This is a genomic window from Mesorhizobium koreense, assembly GCF_031656215.1.
Taxonomy (GTDB): domain Bacteria; phylum Pseudomonadota; class Alphaproteobacteria; order Rhizobiales; family Rhizobiaceae; genus Mesorhizobium_L; species Mesorhizobium_L koreense.
Map to the genome: position 1 here is coordinate 965,138 of NZ_CP134228.1, position 18,079 is coordinate 983,216.

The window sequence follows — 18,079 nt, forward strand, 5'->3', positions numbered from 1 at the left end:
CGAAGTTCCCAGCCTGCCCGAGATTCTGGCCGAAGCATGATCGGTACAGCGTTTATCATGGCACGGGAAGCCTAGACCGGAATCTGTCATACGGCACGACGATACCAATCGGATCATCGCCGCCTCGCCCTGTCTGTAACATTCGTCGGCCAGTTCGTTCAGCCACGGCACGATGGCGTCGTCATAGGAATACAGATTGCCGAAGGCTGTGGGGCAGTCCCTGCTGACGACGGTCAAACCAGCCGTCATGGCTAGCGCAAAGCCGCACCAAGGGGTCGCCACATCACGAAGGATCAAAACTCAACATTTTATGTTATCCTTCGCCTTCATAGCGGATTCCGAACCTTGTTCAGGAATGAGAGTCCAATACTGAAAAGTTGGAGGGAAATAAGCCGATGCTACCAACTCTCCCGATAAGCTGGATAAATGGTACGGTTGTTCTCACTTCATCCGGTTGAGATGGGCGTGAGGTCGATTTCCGAAAAATTTCTACAGTTTCTTGATCAGCAGCCCTTCTGTCTGTCCTTGAACGAGGAGGAAAAAGAGGCGCTGGCAAGGGTAAAGATCGTTGAAAGGCTCTACCCCGCCGGAACGCTCATTCTGGAGGAAGGCATTGTCCGCAGATCGCTTCTACTTGTTTCTTCAGGTTGGGCGCTTTCGTTCAAGTCCATGGCGGACGGGCGGCGGCTTGTTGCCGATTTCCCTTTGCGTGGCGATTTGCTCAGCAGTGCTTCGATCCTCGGCACGACTTATCGGGGGGCCCTTGCCGTTACGAATGTGACGACCTTCGAGTTGGCGCTGGACAGAGAACCGCTTCCGATGTGGCAGATGCCTCTTCTGGTTAGGCCGTTCATACATCTATTGACCAGGAATTTCGGCATCGCCACCGAGCACCTGGCCAACATCGCGCGGCGCCCGCCCATAGAACGAACGGCACATCTTTTTCTCGAGATGCGCCACCGGCTGCAAGCCGCGGGGCTGGCGGACGGGCAAGCCATTTCATTTTCCTTCCCCTTTACCCAAAGCGATGTCGCGGACGCCCTGGGACTTACTGCTATTCACACAAATCGTGTGTTGCGCGACCTTCGGGAAGACGGGCTTCTGATCTTCCGCGGTGCAGCGGTCCAGTTGCTCGATCTGGAAAGCCTCTGCGCCATGGCGCAGTTCGATGCGAGTTACCTCGCTCTTGGCAAGCTGGACTCCCGAGTTGGCCTTCCAGTGGCTTCAATTTCGAAGCGTCAATAGTCATTTGATTTCTGCCGAGAACCCGGCATTGTGGTGAAACCTCGGGCTGGATCGGGGGCGGAAAAACTGATGCGCTCTGCGGGCCTTGGAGGGAGGGGGCTCATGAAATCACGCGGTCCGTACGTCGGCACCCGACGCAGTTCAAGCTGCGGCTTTGCCAGGGCATTCGAAGGCCGTACCGTCGAGGTCGGCGCCGATCGCCTGATGGTGGCTAAGTTCGGCCTCGATGTCTCGGTCTTGGCGCCACGGCGGCGCGTCTCACCGACGAGGGCAAGACCCCGCTCTATGCCGCTATCGACGCTTGGATTGCCGCCACGGTCGTCGCCGCCGATTCGATCAAGGCATGACGCCCCTGCGATCTCGGCTTTTCAGTCGCCCAGATGGCGAAACCCCTCGCGCTGTGGAGCGGCCGCTCGCGGTGAGCGCTTCGGGGCAATACGCCTCAATTCGGCCGTTCGGGAACATCCGAGCCGTGCCTGCGAGTAGATGCTCACGATGAGGTCTGGATCTGCAAGGGATCACGCTCTCGTCGATAGCCCGCATTACGTTCCCTTCATCCTAATGTACGTTACGCAGAAACCATCATCACGCAAAGCGCGGAGAAAGATCGGCAGCGCCGCCGGAGTTTCTGGCAGGCCCACCAGATCATCTTTCTACAGATTTGATGGCATTTCATTGCGCGATCAGCAGCCAGAGCCCCCATGCCATTAGTCCCGCTCCGGCGATCCGAGAGATGAGACGGCCGAGCGGCACTACCTTCTCCAAAAGGACGAATACCGTCAGGCCGGCAATCCAGACGATATTCATCACGCCGCCGACGAAGAGCAGCGCCATCAGCGCCCAGCAACAGCCGACGCAGTAGGTCCCGTGCCGGAAGCCAAGGCTGATGGACCCCCATGCGTCGCGGCGAAAGCCGTGCTGCATGACGAAGCCGAAGGGCGACTGACAATGTTTCAGGCAGGTATCCTTCAGCGGCAGCCACTGGAAGAGCCCGGCTGCTATCAGGACGACGGCCCCGAAGACATCGCTGGCCGGAGCCATCATCGGCGTCAGTAGCGCTGCATGTTCGAGGATCCATTGGGCGACAGTCGCGGCGAGTGAGAAGATAGCCCACGCGCACAGATAGCCGGCGGCGAAGTACGTCGTCGCCGCGAGCGGCCCGCCTTGCGACGCCGCTTGACGGCCGACCCGCGCGTAGATCAGGATCATTGGCGCGGCCGATGGGGTCATCATCCCCACCATCATCACCGCCCACATGACGAACATGACGAGGAAGTCGACACCCGTCCACGGCCTGAAGGCGGGGGCGAGCGCCATGCCCATATTCGCTCCCATGCCCGACATGGACATCTCGCCCATGTCCATCGTTCTCGCCGCCCAGAGCGTGTACGCCCAAGCGAGCACGGTCAGCACGGCGAGAGCGGTGACGACGACAATCCGGTCGCGCCGGAGCACATGCTCGATCGCAGCCATGCCCATGGCGCTCGCGTCTAGTTGGGCCCGGACCAGTTGATTGAGGCGTAGTGGCCGTTCCGGCCGGAATTGTCCCAGCGCATGCCGTGGTCGCTGAAGACGTTACCGGACGCGCCGACGGCGAATGCCAACCTGTCGGGATTGACCGGATGGCCGGTCGCCGCCCAGATCTCGCCGTCCGGATGCATGGTCGGGAGCGGATCGACCGACATGTGCAGGATGCCAGGAATCTCCGCGGAGCGCGTCTTGCCCCTGACCGTATAGGTGATTCTGGCCTTCTTCACACCGAGTTCATTGCCGATCATTGGTGCAAACGCCGCCATGGGGCCACCGGCCGCACCGGTGAAGATCGCGCCGAGGGCCTCAGTCTGCTTATCGTCGGCGCGTTCATCGATGTAGGCCGCCACTGACCAGTTCCCGTCCGCCATTGGTCCGGGCGTGTGGATTGCGACCGCGACGTTGAGGCCGTCGAGCCTGATGTCGCCGTAGCTGCCGCTTTCAATGTGGAAGACGATCGGCACGTTGCACTCGCCCTCCGTGGGCCTTGCGGTCAGCTGCGCAGCTGTCGACACGAGACACGGACAGACGACGCTGCAGTTGCAGTTCTCGAAATAATCGCCAGAAAGATGCCATTGAACTTGGTCTGCCATGACTTCCTCCATGTTGTGCCGGAATCCGGTGGGCCTGAGTTGATCCCATTACAGTTCCGGACATGCCGTTCACTGGACGACGCCACTCTCCGTCATCTAGAAGCGCGCGAATCGCGCATGCGAAGCCTCAATCATAAGAGCGACCGGCCCCTGCGTACGGGCGGTGCCGCTCCCGACCTCGCAAACGTCATATTCAAAACCGTTCGGCACGCGGGGCCGCGTCGACGTCGAAGCCGATTTCGGAGAAGACGGGGTCGTGATCGTGTCGAAGGTCGCGGAGGACTTTTGGAAAAGAGTCGCCCCCGGTTTGGTGCCGAGGCCGCTCATAGTCCGAAACACGGCGTCTCGCCGCTCTGGCGACGCTTTCGCATCAACAATCGGCACCACCTCGTGGCACTTTCCGCATGTCGGCAGCGAATTGAATTGGCAGAGGCAGCCAAAGGCGCGATTACAGCTGACGTATTCCCGGCCCTTCAGGGCGCATCTGACGGCGGTCATCTCGCCCTCCCGCGGCTCTCGACCGGTCAACGCCCCCATGCATTCTTGATGATCAAATTAGACGCCGAAATCGCGGATTTGTCCAGTCGTGCCGCGACTCGGCACCTAGAGAGCCTATCGACGGGGATTCGTGTCGGCGCTTTACAAGGCCCGAAACTCCCGGCCAGCGCTGCAGCAGTAAATGCACTTTGGAAGGTCACTCCTTGTCCGACCGGGATCAGGCTTGACTTGGACCGAGACCGGGCCAAAAGGAATGTCCGCTTCCGCAATGTCAGCCAACGAAATCGGACTGACCATAGACGTGCCCCTTGTCACCGTAGGCCGTCAGGTCCATACTGTAGCTGCCTTGCCCGCGGCCCGGCTTGCTGCTGGGCCCGGCGGAAACATCGTCCGACAACGATGGGCTGCGTCGGCTGTGGATTGGGCATCGAGAGCCGATTTGCCTTCTGTCCGAAATACGGCGCCGGTTTGAACGGTGCTGTGGCGCACGTCGGAGCGGTCGTTGGTACGAGGCCCCTATCGGCGCGCCGCCGACTTAATTAAAAACAGCCCGCATGCTAATGGAAGTGAAGTTGCAGATATCAAGCTTGCCGAGTAACGGAATGTAGGTAGTCTGCGCCTACAGCGGCTTACCTACTTTGCTCAGACGATGACGGCGGCCACGGCCAGCAGAACCGCCAACACAATCCATCCACCGATGGCTGAATGCCAATCGTCAGGACGAGGTTCGTTCGACAGGGTCATGTCTCCACATTGCCGGCATATGCTCATGCAACGCGGGAGGCAGTCGGAAGACGCTGTGCCAAGCATAAGCAGAAGGGCGCCTTATCCAGGAAATGCGGCGTCCTTATCCATCATTCAACTGCCGTGAGCGCGGTGCCGGTATCTCACGCGGCGCAAAGCGCAGCAAACTGTAACCGACAATGGCGGCTGTCGTCGATCCAAGCAGGATACCTACTTTGACTTCTTCCTGCAGCGCCGGTTCGTCTGCGAATGCTAGAAGGCCGATAAACAGGCTCATCGTGAAGCCGATGCCGCACAGTATCGAGACGCCGAGGACCTGCAGCATGCTTGCGCCCATCGGCACACTTGCCAGCCCCGTCTTTATGACGGCGTAGGCGCTGCCAAAAACGCCGATTAACTTGCCGATCAGCAGGCCCAGCGCCACGCCGAGCGTCAGCGGGCTAGTCAGCGCCGCCAGAGAAACGCCTTCAAAAGAGACACCTGCATTAGCAAAGCCAAATATAGGTATGATCAGGAAAGCGACCCATCGCTGCAGTTTGTGTTCAAGCCTGTGCAGAGGGGACTTCTCCAGGTCGTCGGGTGTGCCGCGCGAGGGATAAAGCGGTATCGTGAGCGCCAGTAGAACACCTGCGACTGTCGCGTGTACGCCAGAATGGAACACGCAATACCAAAGCACTGCGCCAAGCAGGAGGTAGGGCAAGAGCCTCGTAACACCAGATCGATTGATGATGGCAAGCAGCAACAGTATCGCAGCAGACGCCCCAAGATAGGTCAGTGACAGGCCGCCCGCGTAGAATAACGCGATGATCACCACGGCGCCTAGGTCATCTATGATCGCGAGAGCCGCCAAGAAAACCTTCAGTGAAGTCGGCACGCGGTCGCCGAGCAGCGACAACACGCCAAGTGCGAATGCAATGTCTGTCGCTGACGAGATAGCCCAACCGCGGATGGTTGCCGGGTCGCTCCAATTGAAAGCGATATAGATGAACGCGGGCACGATCATACCGGCAAGTGCGGCTACGCCGGGCAGAATGCGCCGGCTCCAGGTCGAGAGCTGGCCGTCGAGCATCTCACGCTTGATTTCCATCCCCACCAACAGAAAAAAGACTGCCATGAGCGCATCGTTGATCCAATGGGAGACGGACAGCGGCCCGATATAGGTGTGCAGTAGATCGAAATAGATGCCGTCCAGCGATGAATTAGCGATGATCAAGGCTAGAGCGGCCGCGCCCATCAGGATCAGCCCTCCTGATGCCTCGCTGTCGAGCAAGCTGCGCAGGACGGAAAGAGGTCGCATTTTCAAGGGCACAGATATCTCCTCCGCCATGAATCACTCCAGCAGCACATATGCGACGTAGTCGCGTCGTATAAAAGGTTTTCGCCGAGCCAGCGGGCGAAGAAATTGATCCGCACGTTATATGCGCACTATCTTTTTGCACCGCCAACGATGAATGTAAGAAGAGCCGAGAAGGGGCTAATATGTTCGAGAAAGGTGATGACCCATTGCTGAAGCTCGGGACGCTGATCGGCGCGATCATCTTCACCGGCGTTTGCATCCTGTTGACGTGGACGATAATTCGCAGCCTGATATAACGCCACCGTTCCCAGCGAGCCGCGATCGGTGTCAACGGAAACCGAACGGCGGACGACGGAGCTTCGGTCAGTTGCAAAAGGTCTGAGACGATGGGGCTATATGTTCACACGCAGTCGGCTGCACTTCGTCAACCTGCTATGCCGTCGCTGTCTGGGTTGTTGAGAAGCTGAGAAATCGCTGTCACGACCTGAGCGGGCGCAAATGGCTTCGCGATCAAGATACTATTGGGCACGCCCTGCGCCGACCACTCTTCGTGAGACGCGCTTGTGACATAGACCACCGGCAAGTCTGGAAAGAGCTCGCGAGCCTGGCGCGCTAGATCCCAGCCGGTCACTCCGCTACCGAGATTGACATCGGTAACGAGCGCCCGAAACTCGGTGGTCTGTAGCATTTCCCTCGCTTGCTCGCCCGTATCGGCCGGCAATGGCGAATAGCCACCTTCCTTGATCGTACCTTCCAGATCGAGGAGGATCAGCCCATCGTCCTCGACCACCAGCACCGGTACCTCTTGCCCCATGATCCCTGCCTTGTTCACCTCACAACGAGTAACGTAACGTAAGGTTCCCTTGGATTCACGTGATCTACGAGGGGTGGACAGATGAGCTTCTAGGAAGCCCCGTCGGCGAGGGAGCCAGCTGGGCGTTCCGAAAAGGACAGCTGTCAAGGGCAGCGATCATCGAACATTCAAATGGGCGATTTGTTCCCAACAAAGCCGGCCGGGTCGAAGCCGGTCAGCAGTCGGGACCCATGGTGCAAAGGATGAGTAGTGTGGTAATCCAATCAGGCAGATTTCGTCCTCCCACAATTAGAACATCTGTTACCGCTAGACTAGGATCTACGAAAAATCAGACTTGGTGGACGGATTTAACGATGCTCCCCGAGAGACGCCCCTATGTCCGTTTAGCGGCCCTGATCGTCTCCATAGGCTTGCTATCCATTGCGGCTGTTCTGTTTGGGGTCTTGGCGTGGAATTTGGCGATAGGATGGTTTTAGCAAGTAATGCCGGATCAACACCGGTGTGCTCTTGCCCCGTTTGAACTGGCCGAGGACGGCAAGTTGGAAGCCGTCCGCGCCAGCCGCTGCCCGTAGCGATCGAGCAGTGCGTTTTGCCGGACGAAAGGCCGATCGAAGGCGGCAATAGCCGTTTCGACAATTTCACTAAGATTACGACAAAGGGGCGTCATCCGACGGATATCGTCCTGTCCTCTCCGGCGGAGATCCTGCGCTCTTTGACGTACAACTGGTCCAGCATCTGCGTCCGCTTGCCGCCAGCGGCTTGACCCATTGCATCGAGCGCAAGCTGGCATTGCCCGGGATGGCCCACCAATGTTCCTTTACGACCAGGAGCGCCAATCACCGCCGCTACCACGAGAGCCTCGGCAATCTAACCCCGCCGACGTCTACTTCGGGCGTGGCGACGTCATCTTGCTAGAAAGGGAAAGGATCAGATGCCAAACCGGCAGACGACGCCGTTTGCTTCAACGAGAAGCGGCCGCATAAAATGACAACCCTGATGGGCCAGAACCTCCGTTAGGTCACACCGCCCCTGACGGCGGACAACAACGTGGCCCCAAGCGCTCGCAGCTGCTAATATGCTGGCGTTGCGTCGTCTCATTGGAGGAAGCAGGAAGACATCTCCAGTAGTGACCTCGCCACCTAGGCTCAGGACTCGTTGATCAGAGCCAGAAAATGACGGCTGCTGCGATGCAGATTGCGGAGAAGAATGTGTGTGCGCTTGCCCAGTCGGGATGAAGCGTTGGAGCAGGCATTTCGCCGAAAAGATCCGATGGGCCATTTTTCTGATCCGAACAACCGACGTCTGCCTCGCAACCGGCTCCGCCCGTGACCTCCGATGCCCTCACCACGCTCCGAAAAGGCGCCGGCGGCCTTCGGCAATCTGTATGCCTATGACGGCGCGATCGTGCCGTGGCTGAACGAACTGGCCGACGAATGTCACGGATAGGGCGGCGGCGATGACCCAGATCACCCTTCTCGACCGCCGTACCATTGCAGCCACTCACGAACTGCGAGTGGTCGCCAGGACGATAGCGCCGACAACGCCAGAGGAGACGGACCCCGCCAACACGCCGATCTTGACCTGATCGAGGAGGTCGGGCGACATCGGGAATGCCAGCAACCCAATGAAAAGACTCATCGTGAAGCCGATGCCGCACAGCAGCGATACGCCATAGACCTGCCGCCAGGTGGCGCGTTCCGGCAAGACCGCCAGCTTGGTCTTGATTGCCAGAATCGTCATACCGAATACGCCGATCTGTTTACCAACGAACAGACCAGCGGCGATGCCTAGTGGAACTGGACTGAGCAAGGCGGAGGGCGAAAAACCCGCATACGATACGCCGGCATTGGCAAAGCCGAAGATTGGCACGATGGCGAACGCCATCCAAGGCTGAATCGCGTATTCGAGCCTCAGGAGCGGCGGTTCAGTTAATTATGTGTCGGGGGTTTCGATCACAAGCGGGATTGTAAGGGCGAGCGCTATGCCCGCCAGCGTCGCGTGAACGCCGGATAGATATATGAGATACCAAAGGCCAACACCGAGGATGAGATAGGGAATCAGGGCAGTGACCTTCGCGCGGTTCAGGCCGATGGCCATCGCAATGACGGCGGCGGCTCCGGCGAGCGCGTGCAAATTGAGGTCGGCTGTATAGAAGAGGGCGATGAGGATGACCGCGCCCAGGTCGTCAAGAATGGCCAGCGCGGTCAGGAACACCTTGAGAGAAAGCGGGACGCGCGAACCAAGGAGCGACAGGACGCCGAGTGCAAAGGCTATGTCGGTCGCGGCAGGGATCGCCCAGCCCCGTATTGTTTCAGGCGAGTCTACGTTGATTGCGGCATAGATCAGAGCCGGAACAACCATGCCGCCAAGGGCGGCGAGGCCGGGAAGCATCCGGCTGGACCATGTCGCCAGTTGTCCGCCGATCACTTCGCGCTTGATTTCGAGGCCGACCAGCAGGAAGAAGACGGCCATCAACGCGTCGTTTATCCAGTGCTGGACGCTCAGGCCGCCAACATAGGAGTGCAGCACCGTTGAATAGGTCGCGCCCAGCGGCGAGTTGGCGACGATCAAGGCAAGAACGGCGGCCGCCATCAGGACGAGGCCGCCCGATGCCTCGCTGTCGATAAAGCCGCGCAGAAAACTTGACGGCCGCGTGGTCTTTGGCGTGGACATGGGTTCGTCTTCCCTGAGCAGGTTGCGCCTGTTCTCCGTCGTTTTAGGGAAGCCTTGGGCGCACGCAGCACACGCCGTTGACGGTATATAGCGTTTGCCTTGAGATATGGCCACCGGCCAAACCTCTATGCGGCGACACCATGCCAGTCTAAAGCTGGAAAATGCGTCGCACATTTCCACGAAACCCAATGCTTCGCCGCACGCGCGCCATGTGGGGTTCGCGCCGTGTATGGCAGCCGCGCCTGGTGTTCTGGATCGGTGCCGTGCTCGTCGGCCTTGTCAGCGTACTGTTCGCGAAACTGGCCGACGTTGCACAATCCGGTTTCCATACGATCATCGGCGATGGCGGCGGCTGGCGCGGCCTGCTGCCGCTTCTCATCACGCCCATCGGCTTCATGCTGTGCGCGTGGGCAGCCTATGTCTATTTCCCCAACTCACAGGGCAGCGGCATCCCACAGGCGATCGCCGCCCGCCACCTTCGCGATGAAGAGGAACGGAACCGCTTGCTGTCGTTCAAGATGGTGATCGGCAAGATCGGCCTTACCCTGCTCGGCCTGTTGTGCGGCGCATCGATCAGCCGCGAAGGGCCGACGGTGCAGGTCGGCGCGTCGATCATGCTGCAGGTGGCCCGCTGGGGCGGCATGGCGCAGGCACGCGGCCTGATCCTCGCCGGATCGGCCGCCGGTGTCGCTGCCGCTTTCAACACGCCGCTCGCCGGCATTGTCTTCGCCATCGAAGAAATGGGCCGTACCTATCAGGCGCGCACCAACGGGCTGGTGTTGACGGCGGTGATCTTGGCCGGGCTCGCTTCGCTCGGCCTGCTTGGCAACTACACTTATTTCGGGGTGGCGAAGGGCACTGTGTCTTTCATCGTCAACGCCCCGCTGATCCTGGCCTGCGGCATTGTCGGCGGCGGGTTCGGCGCATTGTTTTCCCTGCTGGTATTGAAGGGAACACGTCAGATAAGACGCTGGAACGTGCTGCAGCCGCTGCCACGCACCTTACTGGTGGCCGGCTTGTGCGGCATCGGCGTGGCGCTGATCGGCCTAGCCTCGGACGGATTGACCTTTGGCACCGGCTACGCCCAGGCGCGCGGCGCGATCGAAGGAACGCCTCTGCCCTGGATTTTCTTTGCCGAGAAGTTGGCTGCCGGCGTGTTGTCGACGGTTTCCGGAATACCGGGCGGCCTGTTCGCGCCGTCGCTGGCGGTGGGAGCGGGAGTCGGCTCTTCGCTAAGCCTGATATTCGGCGGCGGCACCGGCGTAGCGGCGCTGCTCGGCATGGCTGGCTATTTCGCCGGCGTGGTCCAGGCGCCGATGACCGCTTTCGTCATCATCCTCGAAATGACCGGCAACCAGGACAACGTCATCGCGCTGATGATCACCTCGATGCTTGGCTACGGCACGGCCCGGATGATCTCGCATGAACCGCTCTATCACGCATTGTCACGCATATTCGTCGCCGAAGCGATCCGCCGGCGACGATCGGAAATGATGACGTCGCCAGCGCCGCTTGAGCAAAGCTCCCGTGACGGCTAGTTTGCGGAATCCGACGGATAACTGCATCCCGGTGCTGCCACGGCGCTCGCCTTTACCAGGATCATCGACGGCTCGACGCGTTCCGGAAACTTCCCCCCCGGTGGGCGTCCCCCCTGGGCTGACGCTGATGCTCAATCATAGATTATCGAGATACCCCGCAAGAACGCGCTGACGGATCTCATTGAGGGCGGTGGCTTTCGCGTGTCGATGTTGTGGAAGTCCGCCGCCAGCGTATCGTGCCAATTCCGCGATTGTGCCGGCAAACTTCACACCGGTCGGGCCACGCTGGCAATGACGAAGATCAGGAGCGCGGCCTGTCGAAACGAACGAAAGACGAAGGTTTGCTACCGTCGCCCCGCCAGGCGACACATGGTGGTTTTCAGGATTATCCATGCAACCAGTTATGTATGAAGCTGCGTGACGTCCTCCCCCTTCGGCTCTTCATCCGCCCGGCCGTCCAGGGCCACACTCTCGGGAGTTTGAACCGGCGTTGCAGGCAGAACCTGGAAATCGCTGCGCTGATCAGGATCGACCGCCGGCGCCTGCCAAGAGCGCCATAAGGCATGCAATCCGTAAAGCCCATAAATGATGGCCATTGCAATGAAAAAGCCTGATGGGCCCGTTGCATCCATAAGCCGCCCGCCGAGTTGCGGGCCGATCATGGTGCCGATGCCGTAAACGATCAGCAGGCCTCCCGATACCTGCAGAAATTCCCCAGTGTCGGCCTTGTCGTTGGCATGCGCAACGTTGAGAGCATAGATCGTGAAAAGGACTGAACCCAGCGCAAACACACCGGCAATGACCGCCACAGACCGAACAGGCGAAGTCATGATCATGGTCAGGGAGACTGCCGCCCCGATCATTCCGGCGAGAGCCATGACGTAGCGACGATCGATACGGTCAGAGAGCTTTCCAAAGGGAACCTGGAATATCATTCCACCCACCATGGCAGCCGTCATCATAATTGCGATGCCGGTCGAAGACAGTCCAACGGCCTGCCCGTAAAGCGGCCCGAAATAGTTCCAGTTGCCAAAGATGACGCCGGCGAGGAATGATCCGACAAGGGCGGCCGGCGATTTGAAATAAAGCGCCTTCAAGTCGAGAGACATGCGAGTAAGAGGTTGCGGTGACTGCGCTGTCGTAAAGGCGATCGGCAGCATCGCCATGCTATAGAACACAGCGCTAATCATAAACAATACCGGCGTTCCAACATGGCCTAAAGGCAGGATGAATTGCCCTGCTCCGACGCCCGACATGGAAGCGATCATGTAGCCGGCGAAAATCGTACCACGGTTTGCATTATCGACGCGCTCGTTGAGCCAGCTCTCGATGATCATGTAAGCGCCCGAAAGAGCAAGGCCGCCAATTACCCGAAACACACACCATGCAAGCGGATCCAGGATTAAGGCATGGAGCAGCATGGAAACACCGAGCAGCGCCTGAAGTGCGGCAAACACACGGATATGGCCGACCCGCTTCACCAGGATCGGTGTGATAATGCAGCCTGCGGTGAAAGCCAGCGCGTAAGACGTTCCGATCCACGCGATTTCGGTGCGGCTCCAGCCTTCGGCCGCGGCCCGCAATGGGATGAGCACGCCTTGTAACCCGACCGCCAGCATCATAATGAACGTGCTGAGCAGCAAAACGCCGACCGATCGCAAGCTGCCCCTCATGATGACACCGATCCCTAGATGACCCAAAGCTGAAATTATCACCGAGATCGCGGCATCGAATTTTCAAAGAGCGTCCACAACCGACGCTTTCGCGGCGTCAGCGTAGCCGCAGGCCGCGAATATTTTTGCAGGCTATGCCGGATTTCGCAGCGACGCTGAGCTCCTCAAAAGCCTGTAGGGCATCGCAGTTAATATGTACCGTTCTGATCGCTCGGAAGAAGTTCGTTGGAGCGCTAGGCAGGCCGAGCACGGAACAATACCCATGAGACCGGAGGACGATGCTCGACACCTACCCGGCGCGAGAGCCCGTGCGCGCCCAGCGCCTCGTCTGCGGGCTGGATCGGCTCCGCCGTTGCGGGGAGACCACATGGGCCCAGGCGCACAGTTGCTCCGCCGTGACCGGCGCATCGAACAGGCTCGGCATGACGGCGACCGGCGGGGCTCTACATGCTGCCCTGGCGGGGGCGGTGGCGATAATCACCCCCCTTCTCCAGGCGGTTGGCCTATCGGGTGAAGACGGCTTGGCTCTGCGCCATGCGTGGCGCTCTGCTGACGATTGGCCTCGCGGCGGACTGCTGCCGACCAATCCACGCGGGCGACTTTCGTCGTCGGCACCGTGATCGCCGGCCTCGGCTTCGGCCTGTTCCAGACGCCGAACAACCGCATCCTGCCGTTGTCAGCGCCCAAGGCGCGCTGTGGCGGCGCCGGTCCCATGCTAGGCACCGCGCGGCTAGGTTTGAATGTCTGCTACCCGCTATGCGAACGCCAAAAGTTGTCGATCAGCTCCCGGCCCCGTCCATGCCGACCGTTGGGCGTCCAGGAACGGCGGCTTTCAAGAAAACGTCAGTGACTTTGGAACGGCAGAGATTGGGTCGGAAGCTGTCGTTGCGATCAGAGCCCTCCTACAACGGCGGCTATTCGATCCTCGATGCCTAAAGCCGACTGTCCGGAGACGGCCCCAACCGAGACATCTCTCGCTTGATACTCGCTAATGGATGAAGCCGTGCGCTATGCTACTCTGGACGACAGACCGCTTGAGCTCCAAGGCACATCGGGTCATTCAGTGGAGTTCTGCTTCGATGGCTTCAAGCCGCGCCGGTCGGCGTATTCGATCAATGCGACCTCAATGACAGCCGTAATTGACCGGCGGTCCAACTCCGCGAGTTTTTGAGCCAACGCTAAGATCGCTGGGTCAAGGCGAGTCGTAAACGGCTGCTTCGACATTTTCGGTGTTGAACTTCGCTCTCATTTGTGTATAGTCTTGCACGTGCAATGCACTCGCTTTGCACGTGCAACAGCTGGCCAAAGCGGTGCAACGCTCTGACCAGCCTGACCACACCAAGCTGAGTGGAGCTCGGATCATGGCTGATTCCGACAATACCACGACTTTGCCTTTCGTCACGCGCAGAGCGGATCGTAGCGACCCAGCGGAGTTCCGCGATGGACATTCCCTAGCCAGCCCTGCCGTTGATGATCCGTTGATAAAAGATCCCGCGGTCGTTCTTTCCCTTGCCTGGATCGACGCGCACACGACGACTTTGGCTTCTTGTGTTCAGCAGCAAAAAGCTGAAACCGAGCTCATGAAAGATAACGGTTTCTCATCCATATCGACTGAGGTGCCGCGAAAAGGGAAGGGGATAACAGCCGAACTCCGCTACCTCGCCGCCCGGAAGGCGGAAATGGATAACGCATCGAAAGCGGAAATCTTGCTGGAGAAAATTGCGACCACATCTGCCATCTCAATGGCGGGCGTGGCAGCAAAGCTTGCAGTCGTCGTGCGCGAAGCCGCTGACAACAACGATCTCTTTGATTTCCCGCTTCCACATATCCGCTCGGCATTGGCTGACCTACGACATCTCCTGCACGAATCGGTAGGCGACGACGCTGCCACGTTGCCGGGTTGTGACCGGTCGATCGGATCGCTTTTCGAGCAGCCTGCATCTTCCATCGCCGCCTGGCGCGCATTCCGTGCCTGGAGCCAGGACGACGAAGAAACCTATCGGACCTGGACGGATATTTTCAGGACACTCCAAAGCGCACGCCAGTAGACGATTTCGACATCGGCCGATCCGCCGAATCCGAGGTCGTCGCCTTCCACCAATCCGTCGTCAATGACGGAATCCAAGGATACCGCACACGTCCGCGCTGCCCTATCAAACTTTTGAAAGGGAGAGAGCGGATGCGGATGAAACCGGACTCATCGCGGTGGCGTGACCCACATGCATATGCGTTCGTCAAAGACGCCGCCGCCAATGTGATCGCCTGGGAATTCCTGCGCCGGAATCCTGACTATCAGCGTGATTTCTCTGCGTCCCGCACGACCAAGGCCATGCGCGAGCTGCGCAAACGCTGGGGTTTGCAGTTTCGCCGCCAGGCCTGACCAGTCCGCGGCCGAACAGCCTATCTATTGGGCGCCTGAGATCGACCCGGGCGTCATCAACCTCATCGAGTCCCCGATGTCTTTGCGAGCGAAGCAGGACATGACGGCGAACATTCCGTACCCGCAGGGCGAGCGTGATGAAATCGGCCTTCATATCCGTCCATCGCCTGAAGGCCCGCAACTGGCGCTCCTGAACGGTGCGCAGCCTGACAAACCGTTGGCCGCCATCATCCCACTCGATGACATGGCGTTCGATCGGCTCTCATCAATTGCGCAATTGATCCACTCGGTTGGCGGCAAACACCGTCCTGACGCCAGGTTGAGCTCAGCCCAGCGGCGGCGTCTGGGCCATATGTTGCGATGCCTCGACGGCCGGGAAGAGAAGGCCTCGCACTTTGAAGTCGCGACGGCTTTGTTCGGCCGACGACTTGTCAGTCGGGAAGACTGGCATGACTCGTCCTTTCGATACCTGACACATCGCCTCGCGCGCGACGGCGCGAAGATGGTCGAGCGCGGCTACCGCCAGTTGCTCCGCTATAGGCGGCGGCATTCATGATCCTGCTCGTCCCGGTGCGAAATAACGTTGCGCAATTCCGCACCTGATCATCCTCCTTCTGCTCCTCCATTCTGGCCATGGATCGTCTTTTATCCGCGACCGCAAGAAGGAGACACCCTCATGCATGCCACCACCGCCGCACTGCCGCCGCGCTACCTGCGCACGAAGGAAGCCGCGCACTTTCTCAGCCTTTCCGCTCGCACGCTCGAGAAGCATCGCACCTACGGGACGGGCCCCGCTTATCGTAAACTCGGAGGCCGCGTCGTCTATGCGATCGAGGATCTTCAAGCCTGGGTCCAGCGTGGCGCGATGACGTCGACCTCCGATCCACGAGGTTCGGTCCTGCCGGCCAAGCGCCATACCGCACGCCCCATCGCCTACGCCGGGCGTGAAGTCCGCTGAACGGCCTTTCCCCTTTGTCAGCACGAATGCGCGCCCCGTCGGAACGTCGCCAGCTTGACCTGTTCCGTGCGCTACCAGGCGAGTTCGCGCCACGCGATGCGCAGGACCTCATGGCCTATCCTTTCTTTTCGCTCGCCAAATCGAAGCGCGTCGCGCCGATCGATTTTCACGCCGGCGGCGTTGTCATTCGAGTTGAGGCTGTGCCGGATCATGTCATGGCGACCATCTGGGATGCCGACATCCTAATCTGGGCCGCCAGCCAGATCGTTAACGCCAGGGACGCGAGCCTGCGCACGTCGCGGCTGATGGCTGCGACACCCTACGAGATGCTCACCTTTATCGGCCGCGGCGTCTCGCAGCGCGACTATCAACGCCTCAAGGCCGCGCTCGATCGCTTGCAATCGACAAGCGTCGTCACATCCATCCGGCAAGCCGCGGAGGGCCGATGCCATCGCTTCTCATGGATCAATGAATGGCAGGAACGCACCAGCCCTGACGGCCGCCCGCTCGGCATCGAACTGATCCTGCCAGACTGGTTCTATCGCGCCGTCATGGATGACGCGCTCGTCCTCACGATCGACCGTGCTTACTTCAGGCTGACAGGCGGCCTGGATCGCTGGCTTTACCGGCTTGTGCGCAAGCATGGCGGCCGCCAGCGCGCCGGTTGGCGCTTCGACATCCGGCACCTGCACCAGAAGTCTGGCAGCCTCGCACCGTTCAAGCGCTTCGCATTCGAAATGCGCGACATCGTCCGCCGGCAACCGCTGCCCGGATATATCTTGTTCACGGAAGTCGAAGTCAGTGGCCGTGTGTTGCTTGCCTTCGAACCGACGCCGCCTGTTGACAGGCCCGTGCTATCGGGAACCCGAACTATCGTGCCATCGGGAACCGCACTATCGTGCTATCGGGAACCTGAAGCCGGCCTAAGTGCATCATCTGAAACGGAAATTCGTGCTCCTAACTTAGACTCTAACAGTGAATCTAACTTAGATTCAGATGCGCGTGGGCGCGCGAACCATGGTAACGCGAAACACTCGGGGCGCGTGCCATGAGCGGAAAAATGAACGGTCGCGCGCACGGCCGTCCGCTGCCGGACGACCCTCAGCCCTTCACCACATTGGTCGAACTGACCTTCCAGAAACAGAAGGTCGAACACTGGATACGCTTCGGCCACAAGAGCTACGAAAAGATTCTCGACCGCCGCCGCAGCGTCGTCGGCTTCGCGCCGAACGCGGTCTTCGCCTTCGTCCGCTGGGCGGCCGGCGAGCACGGCACCATCATTTCGCGCATCGACATCGTGCGCGCGATCGGCCGCGGCGAGCCGTTCCAGACATTGCCGTTCGTGCGGCCGGGCGGCGACATCCTGTTGCGGCTCGACACCTGGGCGAAGGTCCAGAAAGCGTTGCAGGCGATCGACGCCGTGGAAGCGCTCGGCCTCGATGCGGCCGACGTGTCGCCCGATCACTGGCGGCACGTCCACAACCGCTTGATCGCCGGCCTTGAGCCGGACGTCTATACACCGGAACGCCATGCGGCGTGGCTGCGCCGCCGCAGGATCGCGCCATGACGCGCGCCGGTCTCATGCTCGCGACAGCGTTCGCCGCGTTCGGCGTCGGCTATCCCGGCCTCACGCCGATGCCGGTCAAGCTGATCTGGAATGCTTCGGCCAGCGTGCCGATCGGCTTCTATACGATCGACTTCGCCGGCCCGTTCGAGGTGACTGATCTTGTCGCCGTGGACGCGCCCGAACCGCTCGCGACCTTTCTTGCCGGGCGCGGCTATCTGCCCAAGGGCGTGCCGCTCCTGAAGCGCGTGCGCGCCGTCTCCGGACAGACCGTTTGCCGGATCGGCCACGTCATCACCGTCGATGGCGTGATTGCCGGCGCAGCGCTGGAGCGCGACCGCGCCGGCCGTGAGCTTCCTGTCTGGCAGGGATGCCGGCGCATCCACACCGGCGAAATCTTCCTGATGAACTGGCAGGTCCGCGACAGCCTGGACGGCCGGTATTTCGGGCTGATCTCCACGGACCAGATCATCGGCCGCGCCGTCCCGTTGTGGACCGACGAGGAAGGCGACGGCCGCTTTGAATGGCGCGCGCCGACGCGGTGAGCGCGCGCCGGGCGGCGCATGGCGTGT

15 protein-coding genes and 3 pseudogenes are annotated in these 18,079 nt (G+C 60.2%); 11 read left to right on the forward strand and 7 right to left on the reverse strand.

The genetic code is table 11. The features are described 5' to 3' along the window. Positions 1–426: 426 nt before the first annotated feature. On the forward strand, positions 427–1,245 hold the full coding sequence (locus RBH77_RS04640) for a Crp/Fnr family transcriptional regulator (protein ID WP_311030972.1): 819 nt from the start codon (positions 427–429) through the stop codon (positions 1,243–1,245). Between the two features lie 672 nt (positions 1,246–1,917). Here RBH77_RS04640 and RBH77_RS04645 read toward each other — a convergent pair. The 5 genes from RBH77_RS04645 to RBH77_RS04665 form a co-directional block, all read right to left on the reverse strand. Then, positions 1,918–2,724, reverse strand: a complete 807-nt coding sequence (locus RBH77_RS04645; protein ID WP_311030973.1) for a DUF2182 domain-containing protein — start codon at positions 2,722–2,724, stop codon at positions 1,918–1,920. An 11-nt stretch (positions 2,725–2,735) separates the two neighbouring features. Continuing rightward, a complete protein-coding gene (locus tag RBH77_RS04650; protein WP_311030974.1) occupies positions 2,736–3,368 on the reverse strand; it encodes a DUF1326 domain-containing protein in 633 nt (210 codons plus the stop codon). A 96-nt stretch (positions 3,369–3,464) separates the two neighbouring features. Next, a complete protein-coding gene (locus RBH77_RS04655) occupies positions 3,465–3,866 on the reverse strand; it encodes a hypothetical protein (RefSeq protein ID WP_371832837.1) in 402 nt (133 codons plus the stop codon). An 847-nt stretch (positions 3,867–4,713) separates the two neighbouring features. Then, a complete protein-coding gene (gene nhaA, locus RBH77_RS04660; protein WP_311030975.1) occupies positions 4,714–5,937 on the reverse strand; it encodes a Na+/H+ antiporter NhaA in 1,224 nt (407 codons plus the stop codon). Positions 5,938–6,331: 394 nt separating this feature from the next. Continuing rightward, entirely contained in the window at positions 6,332–6,721 is a 390-nt protein-coding gene (locus RBH77_RS04665) for a response regulator (protein WP_311030976.1), read from the reverse strand. An 834-nt stretch (positions 6,722–7,555) separates the two neighbouring features. On the opposite strand from RBH77_RS04665, the pseudogene RBH77_RS04670 reads away from it, so the two are divergent. Continuing rightward, positions 7,556–7,704: pseudogene (locus RBH77_RS04670) on the forward strand (IS3 family transposase); the annotation flags it as partial. Between the two features lie 517 nt (positions 7,705–8,221). On the opposite strand, the pseudogene nhaA (RBH77_RS04675) reads toward RBH77_RS04670, so the two are convergent. After that, a pseudogene (nhaA, locus tag RBH77_RS04675) lies at positions 8,222–9,394 on the reverse strand (Na+/H+ antiporter NhaA). Between the two features lie 161 nt (positions 9,395–9,555). On the opposite strand from nhaA (RBH77_RS04675), the gene RBH77_RS04680 reads away from it, so the two are divergent. Next, positions 9,556–10,932, forward strand: coding sequence for a chloride channel protein (locus tag RBH77_RS04680; protein ID WP_311030977.1), 1,377 nt, complete (start codon positions 9,556–9,558; stop codon positions 10,930–10,932). Positions 10,933–11,333: 401 nt separating this feature from the next. Here the strand turns inward: RBH77_RS04680 and RBH77_RS04685 are convergent, their stop codons facing one another. Next, positions 11,334–12,605, reverse strand: coding sequence for an MFS transporter (locus RBH77_RS04685; protein ID WP_311030978.1), 1,272 nt, complete (start codon positions 12,603–12,605; stop codon positions 11,334–11,336). 435 nt (positions 12,606–13,040) lie between these two features. Between RBH77_RS04685 and RBH77_RS04690 the strand changes: the two are divergent. The 8 genes and pseudogenes from RBH77_RS04690 to RBH77_RS04725 all read left to right on the forward strand — a co-directional run. Then, positions 13,041–13,338: pseudogene (locus RBH77_RS04690) on the forward strand (MFS transporter); the annotation flags it as partial. Positions 13,339–13,966: 628 nt separating this feature from the next. Next, positions 13,967–14,653, forward strand: a complete 687-nt coding sequence (locus RBH77_RS04695; RefSeq protein WP_311030979.1) for a Y4oE-related protein — start codon at positions 13,967–13,969, stop codon at positions 14,651–14,653. Between the two features lie 131 nt (positions 14,654–14,784). Further along, positions 14,785–14,985 carry a transcriptional regulator domain-containing protein gene (locus RBH77_RS04700; protein WP_311030980.1) on the forward strand — a complete coding sequence of 67 codons (201 nt, stop codon included), beginning with the start codon at positions 14,785–14,787 and terminating at the stop codon, positions 14,983–14,985. Between the two features lie 100 nt (positions 14,986–15,085). Then, a complete protein-coding gene (locus RBH77_RS04705) occupies positions 15,086–15,541 on the forward strand; it encodes a DUF2285 domain-containing protein (protein WP_311030981.1) in 456 nt (151 codons plus the stop codon). A gap of 120 nt (positions 15,542–15,661) precedes the next feature. Beyond that, on the forward strand, positions 15,662–15,943 hold the full coding sequence (locus RBH77_RS04710) for a helix-turn-helix transcriptional regulator (protein ID WP_311030982.1): 282 nt from the start codon (positions 15,662–15,664) through the stop codon (positions 15,941–15,943). A gap of 26 nt (positions 15,944–15,969) precedes the next feature. Continuing rightward, entirely contained in the window at positions 15,970–16,995 is a 1,026-nt protein-coding gene (locus tag RBH77_RS04715) for a replication initiator protein A (protein ID WP_371832838.1), read from the forward strand. After that, positions 16,992–17,510 carry a DUF2840 domain-containing protein gene (locus RBH77_RS04720; protein WP_311030984.1) on the forward strand — a complete coding sequence of 173 codons (519 nt, stop codon included), beginning with the start codon at positions 16,992–16,994 and terminating at the stop codon, positions 17,508–17,510. The genes RBH77_RS04715 and RBH77_RS04720 overlap by 4 nt, the downstream gene beginning before the upstream one ends. Continuing rightward, positions 17,507–18,052: a S26 family signal peptidase gene (locus tag RBH77_RS04725; RefSeq protein ID WP_311030985.1), complete on the forward strand. Its 546-nt coding sequence runs from the start codon at positions 17,507–17,509 to the stop codon at positions 18,050–18,052. Before RBH77_RS04720 ends, RBH77_RS04725 begins: the two co-directional genes overlap by 4 nt. The last annotated feature ends 27 nt before the right edge of the window (positions 18,053–18,079 follow it).

Excerpts from the sequence above, each read along its gene's own strand:
- RBH77_RS04645 (WP_311030973.1), bottom strand. The coding sequence starts at position 2,724 with ATGGGCATGGCTGCGATCGAGCATGTGCTCCGGCGCGACCGGATTGTC.
- RBH77_RS04655 (WP_371832837.1), bottom strand. The coding sequence starts at position 3,866 with ATGACCGCCGTCAGATGCGCCCTGAAGGGCCGGGAATACGTCAGCTGT.
- RBH77_RS04705 (WP_311030981.1), top strand. The coding sequence starts at position 15,086 with ATGACGGCGAACATTCCGTACCCGCAGGGCGAGCGTGATGAAATCGGC.
- RBH77_RS04715 (WP_371832838.1), top strand. The coding sequence starts at position 15,970 with ATGCGCGCCCCGTCGGAACGTCGCCAGCTTGACCTGTTCCGTGCGCTA.
- RBH77_RS04725 (WP_311030985.1), top strand. The coding sequence starts at position 17,507 with ATGACGCGCGCCGGTCTCATGCTCGCGACAGCGTTCGCCGCGTTCGGC.
- RBH77_RS04695 (WP_311030979.1), top strand. The coding sequence starts at position 13,967 with ATGGCTGATTCCGACAATACCACGACTTTGCCTTTCGTCACGCGCAGA.
- RBH77_RS04640 (WP_311030972.1), top strand. The coding sequence starts at position 427 with ATGGTACGGTTGTTCTCACTTCATCCGGTTGAGATGGGCGTGAGGTCG.
- RBH77_RS04680 (WP_311030977.1), top strand. The coding sequence starts at position 9,556 with ATGCGTCGCACATTTCCACGAAACCCAATGCTTCGCCGCACGCGCGCC.
- RBH77_RS04710 (WP_311030982.1), top strand. The coding sequence starts at position 15,662 with ATGCATGCCACCACCGCCGCACTGCCGCCGCGCTACCTGCGCACGAAG.
- RBH77_RS04685 (WP_311030978.1), bottom strand. The coding sequence starts at position 12,605 with ATGAGGGGCAGCTTGCGATCGGTCGGCGTTTTGCTGCTCAGCACGTTC.
- nhaA (WP_311030975.1), bottom strand. The coding sequence starts at position 5,937 with ATGGCGGAGGAGATATCTGTGCCCTTGAAAATGCGACCTCTTTCCGTC.
- RBH77_RS04665 (WP_311030976.1), bottom strand. The coding sequence starts at position 6,721 with ATGGGGCAAGAGGTACCGGTGCTGGTGGTCGAGGACGATGGGCTGATC.
- RBH77_RS04650 (WP_311030974.1), bottom strand. The coding sequence starts at position 3,368 with ATGGCAGACCAAGTTCAATGGCATCTTTCTGGCGATTATTTCGAGAAC.
- RBH77_RS04720 (WP_311030984.1), top strand. The coding sequence starts at position 16,992 with ATGAGCGGAAAAATGAACGGTCGCGCGCACGGCCGTCCGCTGCCGGAC.
- RBH77_RS04700 (WP_311030980.1), top strand. The coding sequence starts at position 14,785 with ATGCGGATGAAACCGGACTCATCGCGGTGGCGTGACCCACATGCATAT.